The organism is Erwinia sp. TECH1 (assembly GCF_054057575.1).
On sequence record NZ_JBSRZK010000001.1, the window covers coordinates 3,568,215 to 3,595,007 of the forward strand.

Consider the following 26,793-nt stretch of genomic DNA (forward strand, 5'->3'; position numbering starts at 1 on the left):
CCGGAAAAAAGAAAGGTAATCGCATTATTTGTTCTCGCCAATGGAGTTAAGTTCGATGCGAAAGCAGACGTCGGCCTCTTTACTGGCGGTCAGCTGTAGATCGCCCAGCAGGCGATGCACGCAGTCTTTGGCGATGCTCAGGCCCAGACCGCTGCCTTTTACCGCGCCTTTGCGCTGCTGGCTTCCCTGAAAGAAAGGCTCAAAAATCATCGTCCGCTCCGCATCCGGTATCGGCGTGCCGCTGTTGGCGACCTCGATGATGACCTTGCGGCCCTGCGGCCAGCTGCGGATCCAGATGGTACCGGATTCATCGCCGTAGTGTATCGCATTCGAGTAGAGATTATCGATCGCCCTTGTCAGCAGGGCTTCATCCGCCCGGCAGGCGGTGGCGGTCAGGGCAATATCGGTCTGGATCAGGCGCTTGCGTGCCGTGAGGTTGTGGCTGCTGACGATGCGCTCGATCAGCGGTTGCAGCTCCACCGGCTTCAGCACCACCTGCGCCTCTGAAAGCTTGCGGTTATAGTCCAGCAGCTGCTCAATCAGCCGCTGCAGATGGCGGCTGCTTTCGTCAAGGATGGCGACCACCTCGCGCTGATCGGTGGTCAGCGGGCCGGCGACTTCATCCGCCAGCAGCGCCGTCCCTTCACGCATGCTGGCCAGCGGCGTTTTCAGCTCGTGAGAGATATGGCGCAGGAATTCATGTCGCTGCGATTCAAGCCAGGCCAGGCGCTCGCTAAGCCATAAGATCCGCTGGCCGAGAGAACGCAGCTCGCGCGGGCCTTTCAGCGCGAGATTGTGCCCGGCCGAACGCCCTTCACCCAGCCGGTTGATCATGCGCTCGACCGCCTTGACCGGCCCGATGATCATGCGGGTAAACAGCACCACCAGCCCTAAACTGAGCAGAAACAGGATCAGCGCCTGCCAGCCGAAATACTGGCCGCGTTCGGCTATTTCGCGCTGCAGCTGTAGCCCACGTGAAAATACTGCATCACGCGTGGACTGCACCAGCCGGCCGTTGACGGCGGAAAAACGTTCCAGATTGTCGGAAGCCGTCTTAACAGGACTGCTGTTGTCGCACGCTATTTTCGCCAGTCCGGACAGCAGCTGCTGCAACGACTGCGTTAGCCGATCGTCGGGCACCGCCGCCGCCTGCTCTTCCAGCATGCGGGCATATTTGGTTCGTTGAGTCTGATAAAGGTTCGCCAGCATCGGATCGTCCAGCACGCAGTACTGGCGGTAGCTTCGTTCCAGTTCAAGCGCGGTGCGCGCCATCGCCTCGCTGCGGCGCACATCGGTCAGCGTATTGCGATTGATATCGGCCGCCTGATTGCTCAGCGCGGAGAGGCTTTCCCACGCCTGCCAGGCGAGCACCAGCAGCGGCAGCAGCACCAGCAGAAAGGCCATCAGCACCAGCTGGCGCAGCGATCGGGGAAACAGACGCCATTTTTTCACGGGAAGCTCTCCTGTTTTTAGTCAGCCCGATGCTAACGGAGTGTGCTGCGAGAGGAAAGCCTTAGCGTAAAACGAAAAACGGCAGGCTCAGGGAGCCTGCCGTCATGCGATGCCGGGATCCCGACATGCCTGAATAGGTGGTGCCTAACTCAACGTTGCGCCCTGAGTGTGATAGAGCCGGAGCTGTATCGGTCTCGCTGGACGGCAGGCACCGTATTGTGCGTCATTCGGAACGTTATGAAGCGCTTGACCGCTTGCGCAGGGCTATCATAACCAGGTGAATGAGCCGCTGGGCCTAGTATAGCAAATTCCATGCCATGTTTGGAATTAAATTATAACGCTTTATTTTAAATAGCTTTTTAAAAACAGCACGGCGCAATGGCGTCAGAAGAGTTCGCCCGGCTGGCAGAAAGTGTCTCCGTTCGGGAACAGGATTAGGATTAACCTCAGGAACACAGCATAATCAATAAGTTAAATGTCGCCATTAAGAGACACCCGATTGACGGCCTGTCGCTATTTTGCAACGGTTGTTCACCATCGGCTCAGAAAACATAAAAAAAGGCAGCCGAAGCTGCCTTTAAGGTTGAGGCTAAACTTAACCAAGCTGCTTACGCGCGTTGCGGAAAATCCGCATCCATGGGCTGTCTTCGCCCCACTCTGCCGGATGCCAGGAGTTGCTGACCGTGCGGAAAACGCGTTCCGGGTGCGGCATCATAATGGTGACGCGGCCGCTTTCGTTGGTCACCGCCGTGATCCCGTTCGGCGAGCCGTTCGGGTTAGCCGGATACTGCTCGGTCACCTTGCCGAAGTTGTCGACAAAGCGCAGCGCCACCAGGCCTTTATGCTCCAGCGTGGCCAGATGGGCCTCGTCGCGCACTTCCACAAAGCCTTCGCCGTGCGAAACGGCAATCGGCATCTGCGATCCCGCCATGCCGGCCAGCAGCAGCGACGGGCTGGCCGCCACTTCCACCAGGCTGAAACGGGCCTCGAAGCGCTCTGACTGGTTACGCACAAAGCGCGGCCAGGCTTCGCTGCCGGGGATCAGCTCGCGCAGGTTGGACATCATCTGACAGCCGTTGCAGACGCCCAGCGCCAGCGTTTGTGGACGATGGAAGAAGGTTTCAAACTCGTCGCGCACGCGATTGTTGAACAGGATGGATTTGGCCCAGCCTTCGCCCGCGCCCAGCACGTCGCCGTAGGAGAAACCGCCGCAGGCCACCAGCGTCTGAAAATCCGCCAGATCGCGACGGCCAGCCAGCAGATCGCTCATATGCACGTCGACCGCATCAAACCCGGCGCGATGGAAAGCCGCCGCCATCTCGACGTGGGAGTTAACGCCCTGCTCGCGCAATACGGCCACTTTTGGCCGCGCGCCCGTTGCGATATAAGGCGCCGCGATGTCTTCTTCCGGCCGGAAGGTCAGCTTCACGTTCAGGCCCGGATCGAGATCGTTTTTCTTCGCTTCATGTTCCTGATCGGCGCACGCCGGATTGTCGCGCAGGCGCTGCATCTGCCAGGTGGTTTCTGCCCACCAGGTACGCAGAGTACTGCGGCTTTCGCTGTAGACTGCCGAATTGCCGGAGGTGATCACAAAACGATCGCCAGGCAGCGCGCGGCCCAGCATATGCACGCAGTCCGCCAGTCCCTGAGCGGCAAAAACCTGCTCTACGTATTCACGATCGGCCGCCGCAATCTGAATGACGGCGCCCAGCTCTTCGTTAAACAGCGCGGCCAGCGCATCGCTGCCCAGCGCGGCGATATCCGCCTCAACGCCGCAGTGGCCGGTAAAGGCCATTTCCGCCAGCGTCACCAGCAGGCCGCCGTCGGAGCGGTCGTGATAGGCCAGCAGCTTCTCTTCCGCCACCAGCGTCTGCATGGCCGTGAAGAAGCCCGCCAGCCGCTGCGCATCGCGCACGTCGGCAGGCTTGTCGCCCAGCTGACGATACACCTGCGACAGCGCCGTCGCGCCCAGCGCATTCACGCCCTGGCCAAGGTCGATCAGCAGCAGCGCATTGTCATGGTTGGCGGTTTGCAGCTGCGGCGTCACGGTGCGGCGCACGTCTTCCACGCGGGCAAAAGCGGTGATCACCAGCGAAAGCGGCGACGTCATTTCGCGCTGCTCGGTGCCCTGCTGCCAGCGGGTTTTCATCGACATGGAGTCTTTGCCGACCGGGATAGTGATGCCCAGCGCCGGACAAAGCTCCTCGCCTACCGCTTTAACGGCTTCATAAAGCCCGGCGTCTTCGCCTGGATGGCCTGCCGCCGCCATCCAGTTAGCGGAAAGCTTGATGCGCTTTAACGAACCGATCTGCGTGGCGGCGATATTAGTAAGCGCCTCGCCTACCGCCAGGCGGCCGGAAGCGGCAAAATCCAGCAGGGCTACCGGCGCGCGCTCGCCCAGCGCCATCGCCTCGCCGTAATAGCTGTCGAGGCTGGCGGTGGTCACGGCGCAGTTGGCGACCGGGATCTGCCACGGCCCCACCATCTGATCGCGCGCAACCATGCCGGTAACGGTACGGTCGCCGATAGTGATCAGGAAGGTTTTTTCCGCCACGCTCGGTAAATGCAGCACGCGTTTAACGGCATCGGCAACGGTAATGCCTTCCCGCGCCAGCGGCTCGCCTTTGGCTTTCAGCGTGACGGCTTCACGGGTCATCTTCGGCGTTTTGCCCAGCAGCACGTCCAGCGGCATATCGATCGGCTTGTTATCGAAATGGCTGTCGCTCAGCGACAGGTGCATCTCTTCCGTGGCTTCGCCGATAACGGCGTAAGGCGCGCGCTCACGCTGGCAAAGCGCAGCGAACTGCGCCAGTTTGTCCGGCGACACGGCCAGCACGTAACGCTCCTGCGACTCGTTACACCAGACTTCCAGCGGGCTCATGCCCGGCTCATCGCTGAGGATATCGCGCAGGTTGAAGCGGCCGCCGCGTTCGCCGTCGCTCACCAGCTCCGGCATGGCGTTAGACAGACCGCCCGCGCCCACGTCGTGGATAAACAGGATCGGGTTCTCTTCGCCCAGCTGCCAGCAGCGGTCGATCACTTCCTGACAGCGGCGCTCCATCTCCGGGTTGTCGCGCTGTACCGAGGCAAAGTCGAGATCCGCATCCGACTGGCCGGAAGCCATTGAAGAGGCTGCACCGCCGCCCAGGCCGATATTCATCGCCGGGCCGCCCAGCACGATCAGCTTCGCGCCCACCGTGATTTCGCCTTTCTGCACGTGATCGGCGCGAATATTGCCGATACCGCCGGCCAGCATAATCGGCTTATGGTAGCCGCGCAGCTCGACGCCGTTGTGGCTGTTAACTTCTTCTTCATAGGTACGGAAGTAGCCGGTCAGCGCCGGACGGCCGAACTCGTTGTTAAACGCCGCGCCGCCCAACGGGCCTTCAGTCATGATATCCAGTGCGGTAACGATGCGGTCAGGCTTGCCGAAATCCTCTTCCCACGGCTGTTCAAAACCGGGAATACGCAGGTTGGAGACCGAGAAGCCCACCAGGCCCGCTTTGGGCTTCGCGCCGCGTCCGGTTGCGCCTTCATCGCGGATTTCACCGCCGGAACCGGTTGCCGCACCGGGCCACGGCGAAATCGCCGTCGGGTGGTTGTGGGTTTCCACCTTCATCAGGATATGCGCCTCTTCCTGATGGAAATCGTAGCGGCTTTCCGCATCGGCATAGAAGCGGCCAACCTGCGAGCCTTCCATCACCGCCGCGTTATCTTTATAGGCGGACAGCACGTGATCCGGCGTTTTCTCAAAGGTGTTTTTGATCATTTTGAACAGCGATTTTGGCTGCTGTTCGCCGTCGATGATCCAGTCGGCGTTAAAGATTTTATGACGACAGTGCTCTGAGTTAGCCTGGGCGAACATATACAGCTCAATGTCGTTCGGGTTGCGCCCGAGTTTTTCAAAAGCCTGCTGCAGATAGTCGATTTCGTCTTCCGCCAGCGCCAGGCCCAGCCTGCGGTTGGCCAGCTCCAGCGCCGTACGGCCTTCGCCCAGCACGTCCACGCTGGTGAGCGGAGCCGGTTCATGATGCGCGAACAGCCGTTCGGCCTGCGACAGATCGCTGAGCACCACTTCCATCATGCGGTCATGCAGCAGCGCGCCCAGCTGCGTCCACTGCGCTTCGGTCAGCTGCGGCGCTTTGATGTAGAAGGCCAGCCCGCGCTCCAGGCGCGTCACCTGCGGCAGATCGCAGTTGTGGGCGATATCGGTCGCCTTGGAAGACCACGGGGAAATCGTTCCCGGACGAGGCGTCACCAGCAGCAGGCGACCTTCGGGGGTATGTTCGGCGAGAGAAGGACCATATTTCAGCAGGCGCTGTAAACGGGCTTTTTCAGCCTCGTCAAGCGGCGCGCTGACATCGGCGAAATGGACGTACTCGGCGTAAATGTCACTCACCGGCAGGTGAGCGTCCTGAAAGCGGGCCAGCAGTTTGTTAATACGAAATGCCGACAGAGCGGGCGAACCAAGCAGAATTTCCATCATTAAAGATCTCTCGTCAGAGCGCCAGGCGACGCTTCTTTGGGCGCAACAGGGGAAAACGGGCGCCATTATAAAGAATCCCCATCTGTTACGAAACCGTTTGCGCAGAATTAATCGGCACAGGGAATTGCCTGAAAAGCGCACAATTCCGCACAAATCTGGTTGCGCCGCCGCAGGGAGTTGCGCAAAATGCCCCACGCTCAGGGACCATTAAAGACCACAAATACTGCCGTTACAGACAGAATCCTGAGAGAAATCGAGAGATAACCATTTGAAACGCCTGAAAATTAATTATCTGTTCATCGGGCTGGTGACGGTACTGCTCGCGCTTGCGCTGTGGCCGTCGATCCCGTGGCACAGCAGCGGGCTGGACCGAACGGAACAGATAAAAGCACGGGGAGTGTTGCGCGTCAGCACGCTCAATTCGCCCCTGACTTACTACACAGTGAATAAAGCACCGGCCGGTATGGATTACGAGTTGGCGAAACGCTTTGCCGATTATCTGGGCGTAAAGCTGCAAATCACGGTGCGTCAAAACCTCAGCGAGCTGTTTGACGACCTGGAAGAGGATAAAGCAGACGTGCTGGCGGCGGGGCTAATCTACAACAGCGATCGCCTGTCGCGCTTTCGCACCGGCCCGACCTACTATTCCGTTTCCCAGCAGCTGGTTTACCGGATGGGCAAGCCGCGTCCGCCGAATCTGGGCGCGCTGAAGGGTCGCCTGACGGTTGCGTCCGATTCCGCGTTCGCTTCGACGCTGCGCGATATCCGGCAAAATCAGTATCCCGATCTGGACTGGGCCATCTCTACCGATCAGAGCCCGAATGCCCTGCTGGAAGCGGTGGCGGACGGCAAGCTCGACTATACGGTGGGCGATTCGGTGTCGATCGCGCTGCTACAGCGGATCCATCCGCAGCTGGCGGTGGCTTTCGATATCACGGATGAAGAGCCGGTAACCTGGTATATGGCGCGCGACGAAGATGACAGCCTGTATGCGGCGATGCTGGACTACTTTAACCAGATGGCGGAAGAAGGCGCGATGGCGCGGCTGGACGAGAAGTATCTGGGCCACGTCGGCACCTTCGACTATGTCGATACCCGCACTTTTCTGCGCGCCATCGACAGTATGTTGCCTGCTATCCGCCCGCTGTTTCAAAAATACGCCAGCGAGATCGACTGGCGGCTGCTGGCGGCTATTTCCTGGCAGGAGTCGCACTGGAACCCGCAGGCCACCTCGCCTACCGGCGTGCGCGGTATGATGATGCTGACCCGCAATACGGCGGACAGCGTCAACGTCAGCGACAGAACCGATCCGGAACAGAGCATTCGCGGCGGCAGCGCGTATCTGGTGAAAATGATGGAGAAGGTGCCGCCGACCATCCCGGAAGATGAGCGCATCTGGTTCGCGCTGGCGGCGTATAACATGGGCTACGCGCATATGCTGGACGCGCGCAGGCTGACCGAAAAGCAAAAAGGCAATCCGGACAGCTGGGCCGACGTCAAGCAGCGGCTGCCGATGCTGAGCCAGAAACGCTATTACAGCCAGACCACCTACGGCTACGCGCGCGGCCAGGAAGCCTACAACTATGTGGAAAACATCCGCATTTACCAGCTGAGCCTGGTGGGCTATTTACAGGATCAGGAAAGGAAGCTGGCGCAGCAGGCGGCAATGGAAGCGCAGCTGGGTAAAGGCTATCCGGCCGTGGAGCCGCAGGTGGCGATGAACTGAATATGGGCGCGGCGAACGGCGGGGAAGTGAAAACACCCTGAGCGCGGCACGGGCGACATTTTATGCGTCTTTAAGCCAGGCCACGGTCTCTGCTCTTTTCTGCAAAAGGGCGCTGTTATCCAGCGCCCTTGTTTATTCTCCTTTCAGCAGCTCCGCGCGCAGCCTGTCGCGCAGCGCCTTTTTCTCCGCCCGACGATGGCGGAAGAAATCGCTTAGCATAGCCGCGCACTCTGCCGCCAGCACGCCCTGCTCCACGCTGACCTGATGATTCATGCCCGCATGGCCTAAGATATCCAGCAACGACCCCGCCGCGCCGGTTTTCTCATCCCGCGCGCCAAACACCAGCCGCCCTACTCTGCCGTGCACCATCGCGCCCGCACACATCACGCACGGCTCCAGCGTTACGTACAGCGTGGTGTCCAGCAACCGATAGTTTTCCAGCACTTTGCCGCCCTGCCGCAGCGCCATTATCTCCGCATGCGCGGTCGGATCGTGATAGCCGATAGGCCGGTTCCAGCCTTCGCCGATAACGGTATCGCCCTGCACCAGCACGGCGCCGACGGGCACTTCGCCTTCTTCCCAGGCACGGCGCGCCAGCGTTAAAGCATGGCGCATCCATTTTTCATCAATTTGGGTATCGCTCACCTGAGCCTCCAGCAAAAAATCGCGGGGCAGTATACCCGTTTACTCCAGCTGTTGCAGTTCGCCCTGCGGCGTCACCCGCCAGCGATGCTGGCAGAAGAAAAGCAGCGGGTTATCCTGCTTGCTGTCGCTGTAGCCACTGTAAAGCTGTAAAGGCGTGCCGATACGTTTTTCCAGCTGCGCCACCTTTTCATGTCCCAGGCAGCGCATTGTCAGCACTCGTCCACCGTAGCCGCGTGACATCTGGCTGGCGATCGTTTTTACCTTCGGCAGAAAAGCGGAGTCAAAATAGACCAGATCCACCAGCGACTGCGGCGAGCCGGTAATCAGCCAGACGTCAGCGTCAGCGCTGTTCAGGTAGTCGGTCAGCCGCTGCTGCACCACCGGGAAAGCGGTGACCCGTTGCCGAAACCACTGCGCAAAGGCTTTTTCGCGCACCAGCAGCTTCTTTTCGCTGTGGCCAAACGTAATCGCCCACAGCAGCAGACTCATCGGCCAGCGCGAAGCGCGCCCCTTGAGAAGCAGGCCGGCGCCGATCACGGGCAGCAAAGGCGCCACCAGCAACAGGTTGAGCGGCTGACGCCATAGCAAATAGCGCATAAAAGTGCCGAACATATCCTGCTGATGCAGCGTGCCGTCGAGATCGAAAAATACCACACGTCGTTCCTGACCAGTTATCAAACCTTTCTCCTCGGGGAAAACCCACAAACCAGACGCGTTTCGCGCCGTCATAACGCTGTTAATAATAGTGGACGCTGAGACAGCAATGTCAAAACTGCGCGCGGTGCGGGTAAATCCGCTTCAGCGCATACTCGCCTGTAATGCCGCGCGTAAGAAGCCGCCGTGTTCGGCAAGCAGCGTAGCGGCTTTTGTTGCGTCAAGGCCGCTCAACACCATCAGGATAGCGGTTTTTACTTCATATGCCGTTTGCCGAAGCGCCCGTTCCGCCTCTTCCCGCTCGCAGCCCGTCGCCTGGCAAACCATCCGGCAGGCGCGATCGACCAGTTTGACGTTGGTCGCCTGCATATCCACCATCAGGTTCTGATAGACCTTGCCGATTTTCACCATCGCGCCGGTGGAGATCATATTCAGCACCAGCTTCTGCGCCGTTCCCGATTTTAGCCGCGTCGATCCGGTGAGCGCCTCTGGCCCCACGACCGGCGAAATGGCGATGGCCGCTTCATGCGCGATGGGCGAGTCCGGGTTACAGGAGATTGCTGCGGTGCGGCAGCCGGACTGGCGGGCGAAACGCAATGCACCAATGACATAAGGCGTGCGTCCGGAAGCAGCCAGGCCGACCACCATATCCTGCGGCGTCAGCTTCAGCGCCTGCAAATCGCTGACGCCCAGCTGTTCATCATCCTCGGCGCCTTCGACCGCTTTCAGCAGCGCGCCTGGCCCGCCCGCGATTACCCCTACCACCAGCCCATGCGGCACGCCGAAGGTCGGTGGACATTCGGAAGCGTCCAGCACGCCGAGCCGCCCGCTGGTACCCGCGCCCATATAGATAAGCCTGCCGCCTTCCTGTAACGAAGCGGCTGCCGCGTCTACCGCCTGCGCCACCTGCGGCAGCGTCCTGCGCACCGCTGCTGCAACGGTGGCGTCCTGATCGTTAAATTTCGTCACCATCTCCAGCGTGGAGAGACTGTCGAGGTCCATCGTGTCTGCATTACGTGTTTCTGAAATCAGTGCGCCAAGATCCATGCTATCCTCACAAATGAATTTTTAATTCTGTATTCGGCTTAATTGCTGAATATTATATTCATAACCGTTTTCCGAAGGGTCTTTTTTACTAAGCTGGCCGCCTTTTATAAGGGTAGCTGACGTGCTGAAGCGTGTTCAGACCGTTTTAAGGAGGAGCCGATGAGCTCACTATTACGTATTCGCCAACTCTATCCCACGCTGGCGCTGAACGAGCGACGCCTCGCTGACTTTTTACTGTCGCAGCCGGATAAGGCGCGGCATCTCAGTTCGCAAAAGCTGGCGGAAGAAGCGGGCATCAGCCAGTCCAGCGTGGTGAAGTTTGCGCAGAAGCTGGGCTACAAGGGATTTCCGGCACTGAAGCTGGCGCTGAGCGAATCGCTGGCGAAAAAAGACGCTATTACCGTGCATAACCTGATCTTAAGCGACGATCCGTTAAAAGTCGTGGGCGAGAAGCTGCTGGCAGAAAAACAGTCCGCTATCCGCGCCACGCTGGATATCAACAGCGAGGAAAAGCTAACGGAAACGTTGCAGCTGTTAAAGGAAGCGAATCGCATTGTGCTGGTAGGTATCGGCGCGTCGGGGCTGGTGGCGAAAGATTTTTCGTGGAAGCTGATGAAGATTGGTATTCACGCCGTGGCCGAGCAGGATATGCATGCGCTATTGGCCAGCGTGCAGGCGTTAAATCCGGGCGATGTGCTGCTGGCAATTTCCTATACCGGCGAACGCCGCGAAATCAACCTTGCCGCTCAGGAAGCGCGGCGTGCCGGGGCCAGCGTGCTGGCCTTCACCGGCTTTACGCCGAACACGCTGCAACAGTGCGCCACGCATTGCCTTTATACGGTGGCCGAAGAGCAAACCACCAGCAGCGCGGCAATCTCTTCGACCTCCGCCCAGCTGACGCTGACCGACCTGCTGTTTATGGCGCTGGTGCAGCACGATCCCGAACGCGCTTCCAGCCATATCCGCCACAGCGAGGCGCTGGTGAAGAAGCTGGTTTGAGGCTCGCGCCAGCGGTAAAACAAGATAGTACTGTCTGGATGGTTCAAATGCGCAACCAAGGGATTTATCATTTCTTTCAAACAGATAGATAAGACCCTGCACTTACCTTTAAGCGGGCTGTTTTGATTTTTCTTTATAGATCAGTTATAAACGAAGGCTAATTTTCTCAGTCGGCAGTACTAAAATTACTCCCCTGAAGGCAGGCGCAATGATTATCCATAAAGGAAATGGCGGCAGTATCCCCAGCAAATGTTATCAGGTATTTATTCAGTTAACGTTCATTCGTAACGGTTTATCTTCCCTTGTGCCAAGGACTCTATTCTAAATGAGCGAATTACTTTCCTCCCGGAAATACACAAGAAATGAGCAAGTCACCAGGGTAATATTTTTTGGTTCTCTGGCATTACTCTTATTGATACTGCCTTTCGGATTTATTCATGAAAAGGCCAGCAGAGTTTCATTCTATCTTTGTAGCTATCTTTGCGCCGCTGGCATTTTACTGAACTTTAAAGATATCCGCTCAACGCTTTTTAATTCCAAAATAATCCTTCCCGGCCTGCTATTGGCAATCATGTTTACAGTATGGTCACTGTTCGCATCGTATAACAAAATTCCAGGAGTGGATAACGGCCTCTTATTCACTCCGGCTAAACGCTGGTTTTTAGCTACGCTTATCGCTTTGTTTACCCTGTGGGGCGTAAAAAAAGAGCTGATCAGTAAGACGCTACTTTATAAATTAACGTGGGTTTCGTTATCTTTTGCCTTTATCCTTTCCAGCGTTTACGGCATCTGGCAGCATATAAACGGCGTCGACAGGATCGTTCTTGGTATAAACCGCGCTACGCTTACCGCCTATGCTTATAGCGCGCTGGCGTTGGCTATGATGACCATGCTTAATCAAATAAATTCGCTATCCGTCAGGTTTACCGCCATCATCCTTACCTGCCTGCTCTCTATATATATCATTCTACTGACTGAAACCCGTTCTGCCATGTTTATCCATACGCTTCTGTCAGTGGCGATTATGATTAGTGCGCTCTGGCGCGGTAAACTCATCAAACCTTTACCGGTGATAGCCATCGTTATAGCTTTTGCGGCCATCGCTACCTTTGGTAAGAGCATCATCTATTCACGCGTTGATACCACTCAGCATGAAATAACACGATTCAGTCAGGGTGATGACCACACATCCCTGGGATCTCGTTTTACCCTGTGGCAATCGGGCCTTGTGGCTATTCAGGAAAATCCGCTGGGTCAAACCCAGGTCACCAGAAACACTATAATACGCAACTGGATCACCACAAACCATCCTGATTCATTTGCGCTGGAATATATTGATGTTCACTTGCACAATGAATTCCTACAGTACACCTCGCTATTTGGCGTTTTTGGCTTCCTTATCCTTTTATTCTTTTTTATAAAATTGATTTTTGATAATGGTACAGCAGGTATCTTTAGTAACCCTGTCTCGATTATGGCAATCTCTGCGTTGCTGTATGGCATGACAGATGTGCTGTTGACCTCTATAGAGTATATAGTACTGCTCAGCACACTGATTTTGTTGGCCAGCCTCAACAGCAATAAAAAAGTAATAGCGGATAAAAGATGAGTAATATAGCCATTTTCGTGATCAATTTGCCTGTCTCTACAGACAGGTTACAATCTATGCAGAGACAGCTGGCTGCTATAGGTAAAGAATTTTTTACTATTAAAGCTGTCGACGGTTCGAAAATAGCCGATGACGAGTTCTTCTTCTATAAAAGAGAGGTGAGCTACGCCATCACTAAAGGGGAAGTGGGCTGCGCAATGAGCCATTTGAAGGCTTATAAGCAGCTGGTGGACTCTGACTATGATCTAGCCTTAATTCTGGAAGATGATGTCACCGTTCCCGCCGATATTGGGAAACATTTGGAGAGTATCGCTAAAAATAACAGTGACAGGCATAGTACCGTCACTCTGCTTTCTGATATTAACCAATATCAGAACAAGCAGCTTTATTCTACAGATAATACGCATCATGTTCATAAAGTACTTAATGCAGCCTTCTCGCACGGCTATGTGATCAATAAACCGGCGGCAAAAAAGATGCTGGCCAACCTCTTTCCAGTCTGGTGCGTCGCAGATCAATGGACAACGTTTCAAGAGTTTGGGTTAATTGATCTTCACGGGGTAGTGCCATCATTGATAAATACCTATGAACCGTTGGAAAAAGTCACCACTATCGGGGACAGGGGTTCAGAGTCTATAAGAAACGAGAAAAATTTAATATGGGGTAGGATTAGAGATTCACGCCCTGTAACGTTAAAAGTAAAGAAAAGCTTGTGGCTGGCTTTTGTCAGGCCCTTTATTTCCATTAAGAAAAAATATTAATCTGCCAATAGCATTCGAGGTAGTGAATAATAAGTCACTATCTCGAGAGTTTTCTAAGTCTAAAATAAATGTAATTTTATTAAACGAACGTAAGGCAATGCTTTGCTTAACTAAAGATTTAGGAAATTGCCCCCCGGAACTTGACCATTATTTTTATTCATTTCCATGTTGAGCAAGATGCGGAAACAATCTTTATTATTATGTGAATTACCACACGAAACAGTACATTTTTCAGAGGCAGTCAAAAACATCAGAAACTGAAAATAAATAGTATATTATAACAACTGATTTTTATTTCGTTACATAGCTTGTGCAATATAATTTGCATCATAGTTACTTTTACTAACAAGCAGGAAAACTATCAGTAAAGCAGCTTTTTTGCCGCTTTACTGGAATATTATAATACTATTCAGGGCTTTTCAGGCCAGACGATATCAGGAGCGTCATTGACATCAATCCGGTTTAGCAAGACCCTATATTTTTTCCATGCGGTAAGCTGCGCTGTTTCTTCCCTGGTAGCCTCATCTAGTTCGACTGCATCCTGCAACGGGGCGATAGCTATCGTTGCTTCTGCTATTAAGGTTCTACGTTGTTCTTCTGCGAGGGCCAACAACTGTTCTGCTGTAGGAGCTGGCGGATCAATTAAAATTGGATTGCCATAATTATCAGCAGTTATAATTTTCCCCTCAGCCTGCCCCGCATATAGTTTATTATATACCCCCTCACTGACCATAACGGCATCATCGGGCCAGCCATTTGGTGAGGCTTCATAATCTGCTTTCATGGTCTCTGGGTAAAAGCCGTTAGTTTTTTTACTGTAAAAATAGTTATTCATATTTAATATCCTAGCGCGATCCAATGAAAACCAAGGCTATTAGTGGTGGTTCTGCTTGAAAAAACAGAATTATTAGCAACTTGTAAATAAACAACTCTCCCCAGATCCTGATCGGTTCCTAAACTGCCAATAACAGCCAAGGCAGCTCGTGGGAAGGAAATATTAAAATTATGGTTTTCAACATTGCTTGAACCGTTTGAAGTACTCCCCCATTGAATAATAAAACCGGTCGATATATCTTTAAACCAGCCTGCCCCACTAAATTGTGTGGATGGGTTGTTCGGGCCAAAAACCCGCTGCCCCATTTCAGTCAGGTAGCGAGAAGTATTCAAATCGCCATTGCCACTGATTGTAATTCTACCTGTTTCAACAGAATTATCTGAATTAACAGTACGAAGAACAAATCCACCTGAACCAGAACCTCTGTTACAGACTAATGCCCCTTCCCCCGTACCGTTACTTTCATTCCATTGCATGTACATACCCTGCGAGTTTCCAGGCATCGTATGGTTGTTAACAAAAATACCGGGGGCTTTTATACCGTTGGTGCCTACAGTACCGCCTTCTGCGGGAAAAGCCCCCACGTCTGCCGCGCTAAGCCCGTTTTTTAACGCCAGGCTACCCAAACCAAGATTGCCGCGCGCCTGCGCTACGTTATTTACATCCGCAAGGTTTTTGCCGGTCTGCAAATACCGGCCATCCAGCTGAGCAGTTGCATTATTTAACAAGGCTTTTAACAGTGTGGCCTGTAATGCCGCTGTGTCGCCATCGTCCAGCACATCATTACCGGATTTATCCGCCATAAAGCTTGCCACAACGGAAGCAATTGTTGAGGCCTGTCGCCAGACCTTATTCAGCTGTTCGCTTCTGGCGATGCCGGTTTGAAAGCCGTTTGCCGTAGCATCCAGCGCTTCGTAATCCGCCTGTGACAGCACGTTTGCGCTCTCGCCCGTAGCAAAAGGTTTAAAGTCATTTTTTGCCATCGTTATTCTCCATTAATTTCATAATTTACCGTGACGCCAGCGGGTTTGATCGCCAGATAGCCCTGCTTAATAATTTCTTTGGTAATGGTGGACAGGTTTTTTGCCGCCACATATACCGTTACGGTCATATCCTGATTATCGGTAAAGGTGATATTGATATCCTGCTTCGTATAGATTTCTTGCAGAATGGCGGGCAGCGTGTCGGCCGTGCCGTCCCACTTATTGGCGCCGATTTTAGCGCGCAGCATCGTGCGATAATCCTCATCATCCACTTTGATAATGCCCGAATCGGGTTCATACCTGTCTTTCCAGCTGCCAAGGTCGAAGCCCAGCGAGGCCTTATCAAAGGTAAAAAAGTAATCTTCAATCGGTGCGTTAATACTTCTGGCTCGCCCGATCCACTCGCCTAAAATATCAAGCTGCGCGCCGGTAGCGTTGTCTATATCTAACGCCGCTACGATTTCGCTAAAGAGATCGATAATTTCTTTTTGCGGCCGCGTGGTTAAATCAATGTGCTCGACGTATTTCGCTTTTCCGCGATGGTAGTTGGTGATCAGATCGGTATAGTTCATGCGGTCACCGATATCGTAATATTATCTGCCTCGCAGCTGGCAAATTCGTTATAGCCGATAGCGATATTGCCTGAGGAAAGCGCGGCTTCGCTTTTTCCTGCCAGCAGGCTCAGGATGTCGTAGTACTGGCTGTCCGTACTGTCCTGTCCTGTCGTCAGGTTAGCGGGCGAATAAAGACGGCTGAGCAGAACGCTGTTGCCGATCCCCAGACTATTGATATAGGCCGCCAGCGCCTTTTTAATTTTCTCCGCGATGGGGCTGGTGTAGCCCGTCAGCGCTTTCAGCTCCAGCGACAGATAAACCGGCACCGGCACCGGCCGCGAAAAGCGGATCGCCTGCGGCGTGCCATAGCTGTCGGCAAGCGTTATGGTGGTATTGCCAAACGTGCCTACGCCCAGCGATTTCTTTTTGCGAATAACGTCGGCGATCGTATTTGCGTCACCGCCCTGCACCACTGCCGAAATAGTATGGCCGGGCAGCCCATTCGCATCCTTATCATCGCTGTCGTTCTGGTAAAGCTTATGCCCGACGACGCCTGCGATATTTGAAATTGCGCCGTCCAGCGCGTCAAAAGTGGTCAGCGCCGTCAATGAAACGCTTTGCGCCTGGCGCAGCCGCAGTTCCGCGTCCGTTTCGGCAACGCTTCCCGTGGCCGCCGCGTTCAGGTTGGTCACCGTCTGCCAGCCGCGCGTCGGCGTGTTGATTTGGTTAACGGAACCACTTACCGCCGCTATCGGCCCGGTTTCCGCGCAGGTGGCCGTCACGGTGACCAATCCCGTGGTGGCAATCGTTACGCTTGCGGGCAGGTTCCAGATAACGTTATTACTGTCCCTGACCGAGCCGTTAACAATGGTGGTGCCCGGCGTGCCGCTCAGCTGTAAATCCACCGTTGAGTTGGTCGCGGGTTTACGCACGATACCGTTGATTTTTACATTGCGCGTCAGCGCGTCGCCCACCGCGGTGGACGGCGAAAACGAGTTGTAGCAGGTTATCGCCATATTATTGGCATCGTGGATAGCCAGCGCCATAATCGCTATCATCTGGCCGTCTTTGCTGTCCGGTTCCAGATAGGCGTCGGTGCCATAAATTTGTCGGAAATAGTCGGTCAGCGCGCTGAGGATTGTCTGGTAATCAGGCGCGCCGATCCCCTGGGCCGTTATCGTTGCCGATAACCCCAGCCTGTCTGTCTTAAGAGCCATTATGCCTCGCTTGTTACTGTCGTCGTGCCGTACAGCGTTTCCACGGTTACCGTGAAAATTGCCCGGCGGGATGAAGAGTCGAACGTGGTATTAAAAGAGAGAATGGACTTAACGCCCTGGGTGGCAAGGATGCGCTGGCGCAGAACCATTTCCGCCGTCGCGCTGTTTTGCTTGCCGGTAAGCGATTGCAGCCAGGGCGTGCCTTCCGTGGTATCCAGGAACCATTGCCCATACCATAATTGCAGCCGCGTTTTAATCGCCTGCGCCACGCACGCCGGCGAGTTAACCAGGAAAGCGCTGTCCCCTTTGCCAAAGGCGTAATCGCCGTCCTGCTCTTCTCTGCGATATCTCATTGCGGCCCCCTTGTGTAGCTGCTGCCGCTCTGGATGCCGCCATGAACGTGATCGATCTGGCTGATGCCTGCGGCCGTCTGATCGCCGGTCGAGGTAATATCGCCATTGACGTGCAGATTGCCGTTAAGCGTTAGCCGCGTAGTGGTGATATTGACCTCGCCGCTCTGTTTCAGCTCGATAAAGGCCTGGCCTTCATCCGTGCGGATTTGCAAAGCCTCCGTGCTGATAGCGCTGATTTTTTCCTTCTGGGACTGCGGCCCGACCAGCGCGAAAGCGTCGGAAAGATCGTGCTGACGCGGATCGACCGGTTCCTGCACGTCGCCGTTTTGCCACCAGAAGTCGATGCAGCGATCGCTGAAGATCACCAGGCACTCATCGCCCTTTTTAACGGGAAAGGTGATGGTACAGCCGCCGCCGCGGGGAAAAACCACGGGAACGTCGACCAGCAAAGGCAGCGCCTGAGAAACCGGCTGGCCGCTGGCATTGCGCACGCTGCCCTTAATGGCCGGCTGCACCACGCAGGTTACGGTGTCGGGATCGAAGGATTGAATAATGCCGGGTAAGGCTACGCGTAGCGTTGTGGACACCATGTCCGCTAAAGCCCGATACGCCTGAGCTTCCCCGCCAATGACTGACTGGATAGAAACGGGCATAAAAACTCCAAAAAAAAAAACCGCCTCAGGCGGATGGTTGAATTAGTGCGGCGCAGCGGGCGCCTTAAGGGCGGTCTGTTTATCCCGCACGATGCAGGTCAGTGTCATATACCAATTCTTATCACGGGTATCACCTTCGTAAGTGATACCTTTAACGATATAGACGCCGTCGGCCGCGATATCGGCAGGCGGCTGCGCGTTCTTTTGCTCGCCCTGGGGCGCCGCCTGCGGCTGCGCTTTGTTCCCTTTTGACGCAGCCTCTCTTTCTTCGGCGGCCGCGCGGTTGACCGATTCCATGGCATTACGCGTGCTGTTAAGCGCAGCCTGATTGATATGCACCAGACCATGCAGACGAAGCGTTGGGTCGATCAGGCATTTGATGTTGACCCCTTCCGTGGTCAGTTCGGGCGCGCCGATCATGCCGGTCTGGCTGTTCAGCACCACAATGCGTTCGAGATAGCTTTCCTCCGGCACCATTTGCAGTTTGCCATCGACAAACTGCCAGGTCGCGCGGCACTGCGCGGCAACGTTATCCATCACCTGGCTGGCCGTTTGATAAAGCACCCGGCCCCTGGGAAAACGCGTGGGCGGCATGGTGCCGGTGGCGCCAGCGGTCACGCCGTAAGGATTAAAGCTGCGCAGGGTTAACCTGTGGATGGCGCTGGCATCGTAACCTGCGGCGACGGTAGTGTTGACCGTTGCCTCCATTGCGGCCTGGTGACCATCGATAGCCTGAATTTTCAATACGCTTTCCGGACTGGCCTGCGTAGATTCTTTGGATGCGATCTTATCAATAAACGCATAGCGGATTTCGCCGCTAAAGATTTCGCCGTAATTTGGGCCTCCTGATTTAACCGGCGGGTTTTCGATCGCTTTTCCCACCATATAGTCAGGTATAACCGGCTCCTCTTCGTTCTTATTCGGCAGGACTCCCGTATAGCCCGCGATAAGGCGCAGCTTTTTATATTTACCGCTCACGATCGCGTTGCGGGTTTCCGCACTCAGGTTATAAATGCTGATAGTCGCCGTACTGCCGCTGCTTTGCACATGCGTATTAATCACAAATTCGACGCTAAGATCGCCCAGAATAATCGACGCTTTACTGGCATCTTCCAGCAGCAGTTCACAGTAGCGCATCCAGTTAACGCTCATGCCGCCTCCGTGATAATACAAAGATGCGCGGTGTAACCGAGATCGTACTGACCCGGCGCGGTATTGCCGCTGCTGTCGGAAAACAGCCACAGGCCAAAGCCCAGCTGCAGATAAGCATACTGCGCCACCAGGTCGGCGCCGGTCACCAGCGGAATGCCCGCGATAATATCCCCGCCGTCGCTGTTTTGCAGATCGAGAAACCAGCCGCTCTCCCGCCAGATAATGCGCATTTTATAATCGCTATTATTGATGGAAATATCGAACAGCTGATTATCGGGCGTTAGCGGAATTTCGGTAATAGTCATCAGCTGCTCCCCCTCGTGAGAACCACATTCGCCGGGCCGGGCCTGGCGACTTTCTTGCCGTTATTCTGCACGGCAGAGGTCTTCGCGCCCTGCGCCATATTCTCCTTTTCCGCGCTGCTGAGCGTTCGCGTCTGCGTAATCATCAGCTCGGTCAGGCCTAACGAGGCGAACAGCACGTGTTCCGTAGAGGCATCCGTTGTCACGGAAATTGAGGTAATCAGCATGTTGTTGTACAGCCGCTTGCCGGTCACCACGGTCAGCGGCTGCCTGTTGGTCATCAGCTCCCGCAAATTCTGGTAGCTTTCTGCCGGGCTTAACGATGCCTGGATACCGAATTGTGTTGTATCCATAAAGTCCACCAGCGAACCGCCGCCGGAAAAGCCTACCTCCATAGTCAGCTCCGCAGGCGAGAGATAAGCATGATCGGCGATGGTGGCGCCCGCTTCGACAGGATGCGTGGTGACGTTCAGTTTGTCGGTGTGGCTCTCTTTCATTACCACATTGGGAATAAGCAAACCGATTTTACGTTTGCTTTGCATTAATAGCGTGGGGAAACCTTTTATCATACCGGCATATTCCTTACGGTCTGGACGAATTGCGAGTTCACGTCGAACTGACTGTCCGCCACTCTCTGGGCCGTCAGGTGTGGCTCGCCACCCTGCACATAAATATTGGTTTCCTGCTGGATGCCCACGGTGCTGTCCGTTCGGCTCTGCGCTATTTCACTTTGCCAGGGTAAACGGCCGCCCATGCTGAAAGGCAGCGCGCCTGTCAGATTGTCATTGGCAGACCACGTCATCACGTTCGCCAGCATCCGGGCCTGCTGCGGGTTCAACGGGCTGTTTGGATCCGCCAAACCTGGCAATGAGATGTCCGACACGGCGGCCTGTGTCTCTCCGGCCATTTTTTTCACAAAGCGCCAGATTGGACTGTTGGCCAGCTTATTAGTGATATCGGTAAAGAAGTTATCGAAATAGTTCTTCACCTTATCCACGGCGGCGGTCATGCCCGCCGACCAGTTACCCGTCACAAAATCGGTAATAGCCTGTAGCCCGCCCTTCCAGTCAAGCGTGCCTGCCGTAAGCTGGCCGAATTTCTCCAGCAGCCAGTCCAGCGCCTTTTTGGCCGCGTTGATGCCTGGCGCCCACTGGTCCCAGTCAATCAGGGTTTTTCCGCCCTCCTGCCAGGTTTTATAGCTGTCGTAAAGCGTGAAAAGCAGCGCTACCAGCGCCACGACTATTCCTATGGGCGAGAGTAAAAAAGCGCTGTTCAGCGCCAGCCAGGCCGCCGTCATTACGCCAAGCGTGACGATCAGCTCCTGCGAACTGCTATCCAGCGAGTCCCACCAGCCGCTTAAATCGGCCACCGCCTGGATCAGACGCAATATGACCCTTTCTCCCACTTCGGCAAGCAGCAGCAGCAGGCTTACCGCGCCATCAAGCACGCGCTCGACGTCAGGCGCGTTGTCGGTCAGCTTCTTCGTAAAGTTATCGAAGATCTCCCCAAGTCCGTTGTTCAGCCGGCTGCTGCTGTTGGTTTGCAGCAGTTCGACAACCTCATCAAACTTGCGCCTGGCCGTCATAAAGTGGTCGGCGCCGGAGACGGCCTGCGTCATATTGACGCCGAGAGAGTCGGAAAGCTGGTTATAGTCGCCGATAAATTTCCCCAGCCCTCTTTGCATGGCGGCCAGGATATCGGGCGCAAGTCCCAGACTATTGGCGGTCGCCAGCGCCTGCTCTTCCGGCATAGCGCCAAGCCTGCTGCTGGCCTCGCTGAAGAGTTCGCTGTCCGTTTTTTTCTGGCCGCTGGCGTCGCGCGTTGCCACGCCCAGCTTATTCAGGCGCGCTTCCGCGCCCGGCTTATTAATGAGGGTCTGGAAAGCTTTCGCTATGGCATCGTTGCTGAGGCCGGTCTGGGCCGCGCCGTATTCCAGCGCGTTGAGATCGCCCGCTGGCGTACCGGCATTCTGCGCACGGACGCCAAGCTGCTCCAGACGGCTGGCGAAGCGGTTGATGTACTCCACCAGCGCTTTACCCGCCTGCTCTACCGTCTGTTTGATCTTTTGCAGATCGAGCGCCTTTGCCGCCTGTTCGTTGTTTTGCCAGCCCGGCGCCTCAACAAACTGCCTGACTTTTTGCCAGCTGGCGGCCTCCGCCGCCAGCTGTGTATCCAGCACCATCAGAAAATTTTTTGTATTTTCAGCGTTCATTGGCCTGTTTCCATTGCTCAATGCGGTGTTGATTATCCGCTTTCAGATCCAGCCAGTCGTTCAGGCGGGCAATATCCGCCAGATCCACTGAGCCATCCTTGAGCGCGGTGTAGCTGATAAGCCCGGCATCCACCGGGCGCATCAGAAAATCTTCCCCGTCAGGAAGCGTTTCCAGTGTCAGCCCGCTGCCGGGACCTCGCTCCTGCTGACGGGGAGTTCGGGCAAAAAACTGCCCAGCGAATCCTCCACTACCCGCAGCACCAGCTTCAGCATGGTGATCAGATCGAGGTCATCGAACATCAGCACACCCTGAGAGAAGATCGGCACCCAGCTTTTTGCCTGCTGGCGCGAGACTACCGCCAGGCAGGGATGCAAAATCGCATTGGTGTCTTCCTCGCTCATGTCGGCCAGCGAGTGCGCAATAGCGGGCAGCGCTTTTTCCAGCACCTGGAAATAGTCGCCCTGCGCCGCCGCCGATTTCACCGTGTTAATGTCGGAGAGCAGCCCGGCCAGCAGCGGCAGCAGCTTTCGCGAGACTTTAAGCTGTTGAAAAACGTCCAGCTTAGCGATACGGAACGTGGTTTCGTTGAGTGTGAATTCCATCGATTAATATTCCCCCATCACCACATCGATTTTGATGCAGTCGAAGATCCATGCGGTGGTGCCGCCCTCTTTGGCGAATTTACGATCGGGCAGCTTCTGGAAGGCCACGCCGCGCGCGGTGATGACTTCACCCGAGGCGCTGTTGCGGATCACGATAATATTTTTCCCCCAGCTGGCAGAGCTTGCGCTCTGCGCGTTATAGGCCAGCGAGAGCTTTTTATTCACCGGCGAGGTTTCCAGCAGGTTAACCGTAATCTGGCCGGAGGTGCCCGGCAGCAGGGTATTCATCCCTTCGCCGTCAATCCCCAGCTTCATGCTGTTTTTATTTTCCTTCATGGAAACGGTAATGCCCTCTTCCGAGCTACCGGAACCGCTTCCCAAATCAAATACCGCGCCCGGGCCAATAAAAGAGGCGGTAACATCCATAAATGAATAGGCAGACATATTTTTTTCCTTAGCGAACAACGTTAATTTGGACATCGGCGTAGTGCACGGCACCGGCCAGTTTGCAGGCAACCTGCATCAGCGGGCGCTTTACGCGCTTCGCGATCGGCCTGCGACTGCAGCGCCAGCGGCTGGGCATAGACGTAATAGCCTTTGGTGAGCATGTCGCCGGCAGCCAGCTGGCCAATCTCGCCGCCGTTCCAGACGCCCGGCGCGATCAGCCCGTTGGTCACGGCCTGATCCATAGATGCTTCCACATTGCCCATCAGCCGGGTAATGCCCGCTTCGGTCTGCGGAATTTTGCTGGCAGAGGTGTAGAGCAGGTTATACAGGTTGGTCTGCACGAAGTTTTGCAGCCAGTCCAGCCCGTGGCGCTCATCAAAGAAGTCGCCGTTAGCCATGACGCCCTGTTGCAGAATGGCGCTGTCGTTGGCGAAAAGGACATAGACGTTGGCCCTTTTGCTTTCCAGCGCGGCGGCCTGCCTGGCGTTCAGGGTTTCATAAGCGATGCCCGGCTCCTGCTTAAATTTCAGCGTCAGCGTGGTGTTGCTGCCGTTGAAATTAACGGTAAAGGCACGGGCGAACGCGGAAATCGCGGCAAAGCGGCTGCGGGTGGAATACTGCACAAAGGTGCGCGCATAGCCTGCCGCTTTCAGCCGGGCGGCGACGTCCGTGGTGGAAGTCGCATCCAGCACCGCTGCGCTGCCGGTGGTAACGGCAAAGACACGGCTTTGACCGGCCGATTCGATAGCCGCCGCCACGCCGAGTACATCTTCGTCGCTGATAACGTCGTCTGCGGCGGTGGCCACGGCCAGGCCGTACCAGTTAGCATATTCCAGCGCGGCGTTGACGGCTTCGACCAGCGTTTCTGTCTTACCCTCTTCGTCCGCGGCGAGCGTTTTAGCCCAGCGGCCGATATAAAGCTGCTGCGGCTGCGGCGACTGCGCAAACCAGACGGCTGCCGCCTGATATTCCGGGGAATCCAGGCCAAAGTCGGCCCCGATATCGGCGGCGGCGGTATAAAGACGCAGGCGTTCCGTCAGGGGGATCACCGTGGCGCTTCCCATAATCAGCATTGAGCCAAAGTTACGACCGGAAGCGGCAACGGGTGACATCAGGACGTCAACATTCACGATGCCGGATAAAGGCAATCCTTGAGGCATATTTTATTCTCCAAAAAATTGAACGGGTGTTTCCACCAGTGAGTAAATTCCGTAGAGACGGAATATTTTACGAACAACATTGACCGTTAATTCATAACGGCGGGTCTGAGCGTTATTAACCATTTCCAATACGGTGGTAATATCGCTGCAATCGCTGACGCCAAGCGAAAGCTGTTTTAAAGCGGCAAGGTTTTGCGCCAGCGTATTTCCGTCGCGAAAACGAGCGGCATAAAGCTGGGCGGAAGGGCCATAGAAATGCAGTCGGCATTCCATCCGTTCATCCCGCCACAGCTGGACATTGTCCTCCTGTTGGTTAGTCAACACGGGCGTGCCTTCGGCGGCGATTTTCATCACCATAAAAGCGCAGCCGCTTTCGCCGGTCGGCAGCCATGCAGGCGGCGACGCGCCGTCGTCAACCGCCACCCGATCGGCAGCCAGGCCGGTAAGCCCCTGGATCCACGTGCTGAGTTGTTCTTCCAGCGCGGCGTCCCTGGCTGGTTCGTCATTAAGCGGCGTCAGCCAGCCGGCTGTTTTACTGGTATTCGTCACCAGCACACCTCCTGTTAGTTATTGCAATGAAAAGCAAATTGCAGGCAGCAGAAAAGCGGATGAAAAGATTTCATCCGTCGGGATATATCGCTTATTAAGGCTGACACTGCTGGCGAATATAATCCTGTAATCCCGCTATCTGAATGCGGGCCGTCGCTATTCTTTCTCTGAGAGTGAAATAATACCGTTGAGCGGCGTCAGTAAGTCGGGGGCCGGCTGCATCAGCCACGCCGACGGCGCGGGCCGTGGAGGCGCTGTGGCAGCTGGCGGCGAGCTGCAGCCTGCGCTGGCCAGCAGCAACATCATGCTCAAGCTGGCCAGCGTTTTCCCTGGCCTGTTGCAGTTGCGAAACATATTTTTTATCCATAGCGGCCGCGGCGTTAAGCCGTTGCTGTAGCGTATTAACCTGCTCCTGCTGCTGCCGAAGCTGATTACGGGTATCCACATAGTGGGAATGATAAAAAAGCGCGGTTTTTACTGCGGCTAACATAACAACCGACAGAAAAATAAAGATTAGCCATTTAGCGTTCATTCATTTCATCCGTCCTCCCCTTTTATTTATCAGAAATAAGCCAGCTTGCGGTTTACGCCGTTAATTTTAACGGTGATATAGCCTGCAGGCGTTGCGGTCGCCGCTGGCGCTTCCGCTACTGCCGTCGTCAGCGTCGCCAGGCTGCCGTCAAAGCCATAACCGGCAGTGCCGTTATGAAAATTCATCACCGTAGAGAGCGTGACGCGTTTAGTGGTATCCAGATCGGTGACTTCTGAGAAGTCGGCGCTGAACAGCGAGCACTCTCCCGCTTCAAAGCGCGACGGGCCGGTGGTTTTCAGATTGATCATCACGTCGCCGCACTGCGCCTTGAGCTTGATCCAGACTTCGCCGTACAGGCCTTTGCTGTCGCTGGTTCTGACAATGCAGTCAACCACGCCCGAATCCCCTTCATAATGCAGGTTGCCGCCAACGGAGCTGGCGCCGCGATAAAGGTTCAGGTAGGCCTTACCGCAGACGTTGGTCAGCAGCGGCGCATCGGCAGGCTGCGTAACGGTATCCCTTAGCGTTTTGCCGTGCATTTCCAGATGCCAGTGCTGGTTGGCATGAGGGAAAAAGAATTTGCCGACGCGGAACCATTTATCCTCATCCGTCGTGTTGCTGACGCGGTAGCCGGAATACCAGCCGGCCTTCAGGGAACCGGTCATCTCCGAACCGTAGTTTTCATCGCGACGCCAGCCGTATTCAAAGCCTGACAGCCACGGCGTACCGGATCTGCTCAGGTCGACTTTGGCGCCGGACTGAAGGCTGAGGGCGCGCATCGTGGCCCTGGTGTAGTTCAGCTTCAGCGGATTTTCAGAAGACTCGATGCTCAGCGCGTCGATAATCCACTGGCCGTTGCTCAAATCGCCGGGGAAACGCGTGTGTTCAATCCAGACGTTGCGGATCAGTCCCTGGGTGACGCGCGGCATATAAAGCGTGGCGTCGCTGTATCCTTTCTGGAAATTACAGTTCGACAGCTCGACCGCCGTCGAGTGATCCCAGACGCCAATAACAGAATCCGACCACTGGATATCAAACACTCGCGCATAGGTGGTGTTGCTGTAAATCTGATCCAGACGCGTATCCAGCGTATCGAGCAATTTGAAAGCGGCGCCGCCGATATTCTCAATGCGGCAGCAGGTAATATTGACGAACTCGCCTTCAATCACGGTATTTTCAAAAAAGGGCTGCGTGTTGCTGACCATTTCCGGCGTAATCACGCCCGTATTGGTTTCGGTGTCCGCCGTGGCCTGACCGTCCCAGAAGATGCCGCGGATAGCGGTGCGGCGCGCCTTCACTTTAAATACCGTCGCGGCGGACTGGTCGGAAACAATAATGGTGCGCGGTGACACGCCATATTCGCAGTCGTCACCGTACAGGCTGAAATAGTTGATTTCGCCTTCGCCGGTAAGATCGACCGGGTTTACCAGGAATTTCCCGGCCGGGAAGCGAATACCCACGCCGTGGATCGGATTTTTGCTGGTATCGCTAATCGGCGATGAAAAAGCCTGTCCCCATTTATACATATTGATGCAGGCGTCATGGTTGACTTTACCATTGTCCGCATCGAAATTACTGTCGCCGCGCAGACGCTTGCCGCCGAAATGATAGATATTAATATCTTCGACGTTATCAATAATACGCTTCCAGTAATAGCCGCCGCCCGTCGCTACCGCCACGGAGCCGCCATCATCCTTTGATGCTGCTATCGACGCATCAATAAAGCCGACGAAACGCCCGCCGCCCTGAAAGGTGGAATCTTTATCGTAATAACGTTTCAGCATGGCGATATCGCCAGAGGCGGAAGGTTTGGTGGTGCGTAACTCTGCAAATGAATTAACTTCAATCATCTTGATTTCCTT

At 55.3% G+C, this 26,793-nt stretch carries 25 protein-coding genes and 1 pseudogene; 4 read left to right on the top strand and 22 right to left on the bottom strand.

Annotated elements, in window-relative coordinates; translation table 11 throughout:
• Positions 1 to 24: 24 nt before the first annotated feature.
• Both ACVWZ0_RS16730 and purL read right to left on the bottom strand, forming a co-directional pair.
• Positions 25 to 1,452, bottom strand: a complete 1,428-nt coding sequence (locus ACVWZ0_RS16730) for a sensor histidine kinase (RefSeq protein ID WP_253459265.1) — start codon at positions 1,450 to 1,452, stop codon at positions 25 to 27.
• A gap of 595 nt (positions 1,453 to 2,047) precedes the next feature.
• Positions 2,048 to 5,938 (bottom strand): phosphoribosylformylglycinamidine synthase, encoded by a 3,891-nt coding sequence (gene purL, locus ACVWZ0_RS16735; RefSeq protein ID WP_253459262.1) that lies wholly within the window; start codon positions 5,936 to 5,938, stop codon positions 2,048 to 2,050.
• 268 nt (positions 5,939 to 6,206) lie between these two features.
• On the opposite strand from purL, the gene mltF reads away from it, so the two are divergent.
• Positions 6,207 to 7,664 carry a membrane-bound lytic murein transglycosylase MltF gene (gene mltF / locus ACVWZ0_RS16740; RefSeq protein ID WP_253459260.1) on the top strand — a complete coding sequence of 486 codons (1,458 nt, stop codon included), beginning with the start codon at positions 6,207 to 6,209 and terminating at the stop codon, positions 7,662 to 7,664.
• A gap of 132 nt (positions 7,665 to 7,796) precedes the next feature.
• Here the strand turns inward: mltF and tadA are convergent, their stop codons facing one another.
• The 3 genes from tadA to murQ all read right to left on the bottom strand — a co-directional run bounded on the left by tadA (position 7,797) and on the right by murQ (position 10,010).
• Positions 7,797 to 8,309: a tRNA adenosine(34) deaminase TadA gene (gene tadA, locus ACVWZ0_RS16745; protein ID WP_301252051.1), complete on the bottom strand. Its 513-nt coding sequence runs from the start codon at positions 8,307 to 8,309 to the stop codon at positions 7,797 to 7,799.
• A 39-nt stretch (positions 8,310 to 8,348) separates the two neighbouring features.
• Positions 8,349 to 8,987, bottom strand: coding sequence for a phosphatidylglycerophosphatase C (gene yfhb, locus ACVWZ0_RS16750; protein ID WP_253459257.1), 639 nt, complete (start codon positions 8,985 to 8,987; stop codon positions 8,349 to 8,351).
• A 120-nt stretch (positions 8,988 to 9,107) separates the two neighbouring features.
• Positions 9,108 to 10,010, bottom strand: coding sequence for an N-acetylmuramic acid 6-phosphate etherase (murQ, locus tag ACVWZ0_RS16755; protein WP_253459254.1), 903 nt, complete (start codon positions 10,008 to 10,010; stop codon positions 9,108 to 9,110).
• Between the two features lie 159 nt (positions 10,011 to 10,169).
• Between murQ and ACVWZ0_RS16760 the strand changes: the two genes are divergently transcribed.
• The 3 genes from ACVWZ0_RS16760 (at position 10,170) to ACVWZ0_RS16770 (ending at position 13,379) form a co-directional block, all read left to right on the top strand.
• Complete coding sequence (locus tag ACVWZ0_RS16760) at positions 10,170 to 11,009, top strand: MurR/RpiR family transcriptional regulator (RefSeq protein ID WP_253459251.1); 840 nt, start codon at positions 10,170 to 10,172, stop codon at positions 11,007 to 11,009.
• A 325-nt stretch (positions 11,010 to 11,334) separates the two neighbouring features.
• Complete coding sequence (locus ACVWZ0_RS16765; protein WP_253459248.1) at positions 11,335 to 12,618, top strand: O-antigen ligase family protein; 1,284 nt, start codon at positions 11,335 to 11,337, stop codon at positions 12,616 to 12,618.
• Positions 12,615 to 13,379 carry a glycosyltransferase family 25 protein gene (locus ACVWZ0_RS16770; RefSeq protein ID WP_253459246.1) on the top strand — a complete coding sequence of 255 codons (765 nt, stop codon included), beginning with the start codon at positions 12,615 to 12,617 and terminating at the stop codon, positions 13,377 to 13,379. Before ACVWZ0_RS16765 ends, ACVWZ0_RS16770 begins: the two co-directional genes overlap by 4 nt.
• Positions 13,380 to 13,788: 409 nt before the next feature.
• Here the strand turns inward: ACVWZ0_RS16770 and ACVWZ0_RS16775 are convergent, their stop codons facing one another.
• The 17 genes and pseudogenes from ACVWZ0_RS16775 to ACVWZ0_RS16855 all read right to left on the bottom strand — a co-directional run bounded on the left by ACVWZ0_RS16775 (position 13,789) and on the right by ACVWZ0_RS16855 (position 26,781).
• On the bottom strand, positions 13,789 to 14,214 hold the full coding sequence (locus ACVWZ0_RS16775; RefSeq protein WP_253459244.1) for a tail fiber assembly protein: 426 nt from the start codon (positions 14,212 to 14,214) through the stop codon (positions 13,789 to 13,791).
• A 2-nt stretch (positions 14,215 to 14,216) separates the two neighbouring features.
• Entirely contained in the window at positions 14,217 to 15,197 is a 981-nt protein-coding gene (locus ACVWZ0_RS16780; protein WP_253459242.1) for a gp53-like domain-containing protein, read from the bottom strand.
• A gap of 2 nt (positions 15,198 to 15,199) precedes the next feature.
• Positions 15,200 to 15,769, bottom strand: coding sequence for a DUF2612 domain-containing protein (locus tag ACVWZ0_RS16785; RefSeq protein ID WP_253459240.1), 570 nt, complete (start codon positions 15,767 to 15,769; stop codon positions 15,200 to 15,202).
• Entirely contained in the window at positions 15,766 to 16,968 is a 1,203-nt protein-coding gene (locus ACVWZ0_RS16790) for a baseplate J/gp47 family protein (protein ID WP_253459239.1), read from the bottom strand. The genes ACVWZ0_RS16785 and ACVWZ0_RS16790 overlap by 4 nt, the downstream gene beginning before the upstream one ends.
• Entirely contained in the window at positions 16,968 to 17,321 is a 354-nt protein-coding gene (locus ACVWZ0_RS16795) for a hypothetical protein (protein ID WP_253459236.1), read from the bottom strand. Before ACVWZ0_RS16795 ends, ACVWZ0_RS16790 begins: the two co-directional genes overlap by 1 nt.
• Positions 17,318 to 17,974: a Gp138 family membrane-puncturing spike protein gene (locus tag ACVWZ0_RS16800; RefSeq protein ID WP_253459234.1), complete on the bottom strand. Its 657-nt coding sequence runs from the start codon at positions 17,972 to 17,974 to the stop codon at positions 17,318 to 17,320. Before ACVWZ0_RS16800 ends, ACVWZ0_RS16795 begins: the two co-directional genes overlap by 4 nt.
• 42 nt (positions 17,975 to 18,016) lie before the next feature.
• Positions 18,017 to 19,126 carry a hypothetical protein gene (locus tag ACVWZ0_RS16805; protein ID WP_253459231.1) on the bottom strand — a complete coding sequence of 370 codons (1,110 nt, stop codon included), beginning with the start codon at positions 19,124 to 19,126 and terminating at the stop codon, positions 18,017 to 18,019.
• The gene (locus ACVWZ0_RS16810) at positions 19,123 to 19,431 is read right to left on the bottom strand and encodes a phage baseplate plug family protein (RefSeq protein ID WP_253459228.1); all 309 of its coding nucleotides are present in this window, start codon (positions 19,429 to 19,431) and stop codon (positions 19,123 to 19,125) included. The genes ACVWZ0_RS16805 and ACVWZ0_RS16810 overlap by 4 nt, the downstream gene beginning before the upstream one ends.
• Positions 19,431 to 19,997, bottom strand: a complete 567-nt coding sequence (locus ACVWZ0_RS16815; RefSeq protein WP_253459225.1) for a phage baseplate protein — start codon at positions 19,995 to 19,997, stop codon at positions 19,431 to 19,433. The genes ACVWZ0_RS16810 and ACVWZ0_RS16815 overlap by 1 nt, the downstream gene beginning before the upstream one ends.
• Positions 19,994 to 21,640, bottom strand: a complete 1,647-nt coding sequence (locus ACVWZ0_RS16820; protein WP_253459222.1) for a phage tail tape measure protein — start codon at positions 21,638 to 21,640, stop codon at positions 19,994 to 19,996. The genes ACVWZ0_RS16815 and ACVWZ0_RS16820 overlap by 4 nt, the downstream gene beginning before the upstream one ends.
• Positions 21,630 to 21,782 carry a DUF6889 family protein gene (locus ACVWZ0_RS16825; RefSeq protein ID WP_125289489.1) on the bottom strand — a complete coding sequence of 51 codons (153 nt, stop codon included), beginning with the start codon at positions 21,780 to 21,782 and terminating at the stop codon, positions 21,630 to 21,632. The genes ACVWZ0_RS16820 and ACVWZ0_RS16825 overlap by 11 nt, the downstream gene beginning before the upstream one ends.
• A gap of 35 nt (positions 21,783 to 21,817) precedes the next feature.
• Positions 21,818 to 22,243: a phage tail assembly chaperone gene (locus ACVWZ0_RS16830; RefSeq protein WP_125289488.1), complete on the bottom strand. Its 426-nt coding sequence runs from the start codon at positions 22,241 to 22,243 to the stop codon at positions 21,818 to 21,820.
• Positions 22,244 to 22,246: 3 nt separating this feature from the next.
• Positions 22,247 to 22,687 (bottom strand): phage structural protein, encoded by a 441-nt coding sequence (locus tag ACVWZ0_RS16835; RefSeq protein WP_125289487.1) that lies wholly within the window; start codon positions 22,685 to 22,687, stop codon positions 22,247 to 22,249.
• Positions 22,688 to 22,697: 10 nt separating this feature from the next.
• Positions 22,698 to 23,850, bottom strand: a pseudogene (locus ACVWZ0_RS16840) (DUF3383 family protein).
• 3 nt (positions 23,851 to 23,853) lie between these two features.
• Positions 23,854 to 24,399, bottom strand: coding sequence for a phage neck terminator protein (locus tag ACVWZ0_RS16845; protein ID WP_253459216.1), 546 nt, complete (start codon positions 24,397 to 24,399; stop codon positions 23,854 to 23,856).
• A 94-nt stretch (positions 24,400 to 24,493) separates the two neighbouring features.
• On the bottom strand, positions 24,494 to 24,931 hold the full coding sequence (locus ACVWZ0_RS16850; protein WP_436830343.1) for a lysis protein: 438 nt from the start codon (positions 24,929 to 24,931) through the stop codon (positions 24,494 to 24,496).
• Between the two features lie 29 nt (positions 24,932 to 24,960).
• Complete coding sequence (locus tag ACVWZ0_RS16855) at positions 24,961 to 26,781, bottom strand: amylovoran biosynthesis protein AmsF (protein WP_253459213.1); 1,821 nt, start codon at positions 26,779 to 26,781, stop codon at positions 24,961 to 24,963.
• Between the last annotated feature and the right edge of the window lie 12 nt (positions 26,782 to 26,793).

Excerpts from the sequence above, each read along its gene's own strand:
- ACVWZ0_RS16830 (WP_125289488.1), bottom strand. The coding sequence starts at position 22,243 with ATGGAATTCACACTCAACGAAACCACGTTCCGTATCGCTAAGCTGGAC.
- ACVWZ0_RS16785 (WP_253459240.1), bottom strand. The coding sequence starts at position 15,769 with ATGAACTATACCGATCTGATCACCAACTACCATCGCGGAAAAGCGAAA.
- ACVWZ0_RS16805 (WP_253459231.1), bottom strand. The coding sequence starts at position 19,126 with ATGAGCGTTAACTGGATGCGCTACTGTGAACTGCTGCTGGAAGATGCC.
- ACVWZ0_RS16760 (WP_253459251.1), top strand. The coding sequence starts at position 10,170 with ATGAGCTCACTATTACGTATTCGCCAACTCTATCCCACGCTGGCGCTG.
- ACVWZ0_RS16795 (WP_253459236.1), bottom strand. The coding sequence starts at position 17,321 with ATGAGATATCGCAGAGAAGAGCAGGACGGCGATTACGCCTTTGGCAAA.
- ACVWZ0_RS16770 (WP_253459246.1), top strand. The coding sequence starts at position 12,615 with ATGAGTAATATAGCCATTTTCGTGATCAATTTGCCTGTCTCTACAGAC.
- ACVWZ0_RS16810 (WP_253459228.1), bottom strand. The coding sequence starts at position 19,431 with ATGACTATTACCGAAATTCCGCTAACGCCCGATAATCAGCTGTTCGAT.
- ACVWZ0_RS16850 (WP_436830343.1), bottom strand. The coding sequence starts at position 24,931 with ATGAACGCTAAATGGCTAATCTTTATTTTTCTGTCGGTTGTTATGTTA.
- ACVWZ0_RS16780 (WP_253459242.1), bottom strand. The coding sequence starts at position 15,197 with ATGGCAAAAAATGACTTTAAACCTTTTGCTACGGGCGAGAGCGCAAAC.
- purL (WP_253459262.1), bottom strand. The coding sequence starts at position 5,938 with ATGATGGAAATTCTGCTTGGTTCGCCCGCTCTGTCGGCATTTCGTATT.
- ACVWZ0_RS16815 (WP_253459225.1), bottom strand. The coding sequence starts at position 19,997 with ATGATAAAAGGTTTCCCCACGCTATTAATGCAAAGCAAACGTAAAATC.
- ACVWZ0_RS16775 (WP_253459244.1), bottom strand. The coding sequence starts at position 14,214 with ATGAATAACTATTTTTACAGTAAAAAAACTAACGGCTTTTACCCAGAG.
- ACVWZ0_RS16855 (WP_253459213.1), bottom strand. The coding sequence starts at position 26,781 with ATGATTGAAGTTAATTCATTTGCAGAGTTACGCACCACCAAACCTTCC.
- ACVWZ0_RS16800 (WP_253459234.1), bottom strand. The coding sequence starts at position 17,974 with ATGCCCGTTTCTATCCAGTCAGTCATTGGCGGGGAAGCTCAGGCGTAT.
- ACVWZ0_RS16835 (WP_125289487.1), bottom strand. The coding sequence starts at position 22,687 with ATGTCTGCCTATTCATTTATGGATGTTACCGCCTCTTTTATTGGCCCG.
- ACVWZ0_RS16825 (WP_125289489.1), bottom strand. The coding sequence starts at position 21,782 with ATGCGCCCGGTGGATGCCGGGCTTATCAGCTACACCGCGCTCAAGGAT.
- ACVWZ0_RS16790 (WP_253459239.1), bottom strand. The coding sequence starts at position 16,968 with ATGGCTCTTAAGACAGACAGGCTGGGGTTATCGGCAACGATAACGGCC.
- murQ (WP_253459254.1), bottom strand. The coding sequence starts at position 10,010 with ATGGATCTTGGCGCACTGATTTCAGAAACACGTAATGCAGACACGATG.
- ACVWZ0_RS16820 (WP_253459222.1), bottom strand. The coding sequence starts at position 21,640 with ATGAACGCTGAAAATACAAAAAATTTTCTGATGGTGCTGGATACACAG.
- ACVWZ0_RS16765 (WP_253459248.1), top strand. The coding sequence starts at position 11,335 with ATGAGCGAATTACTTTCCTCCCGGAAATACACAAGAAATGAGCAAGTC.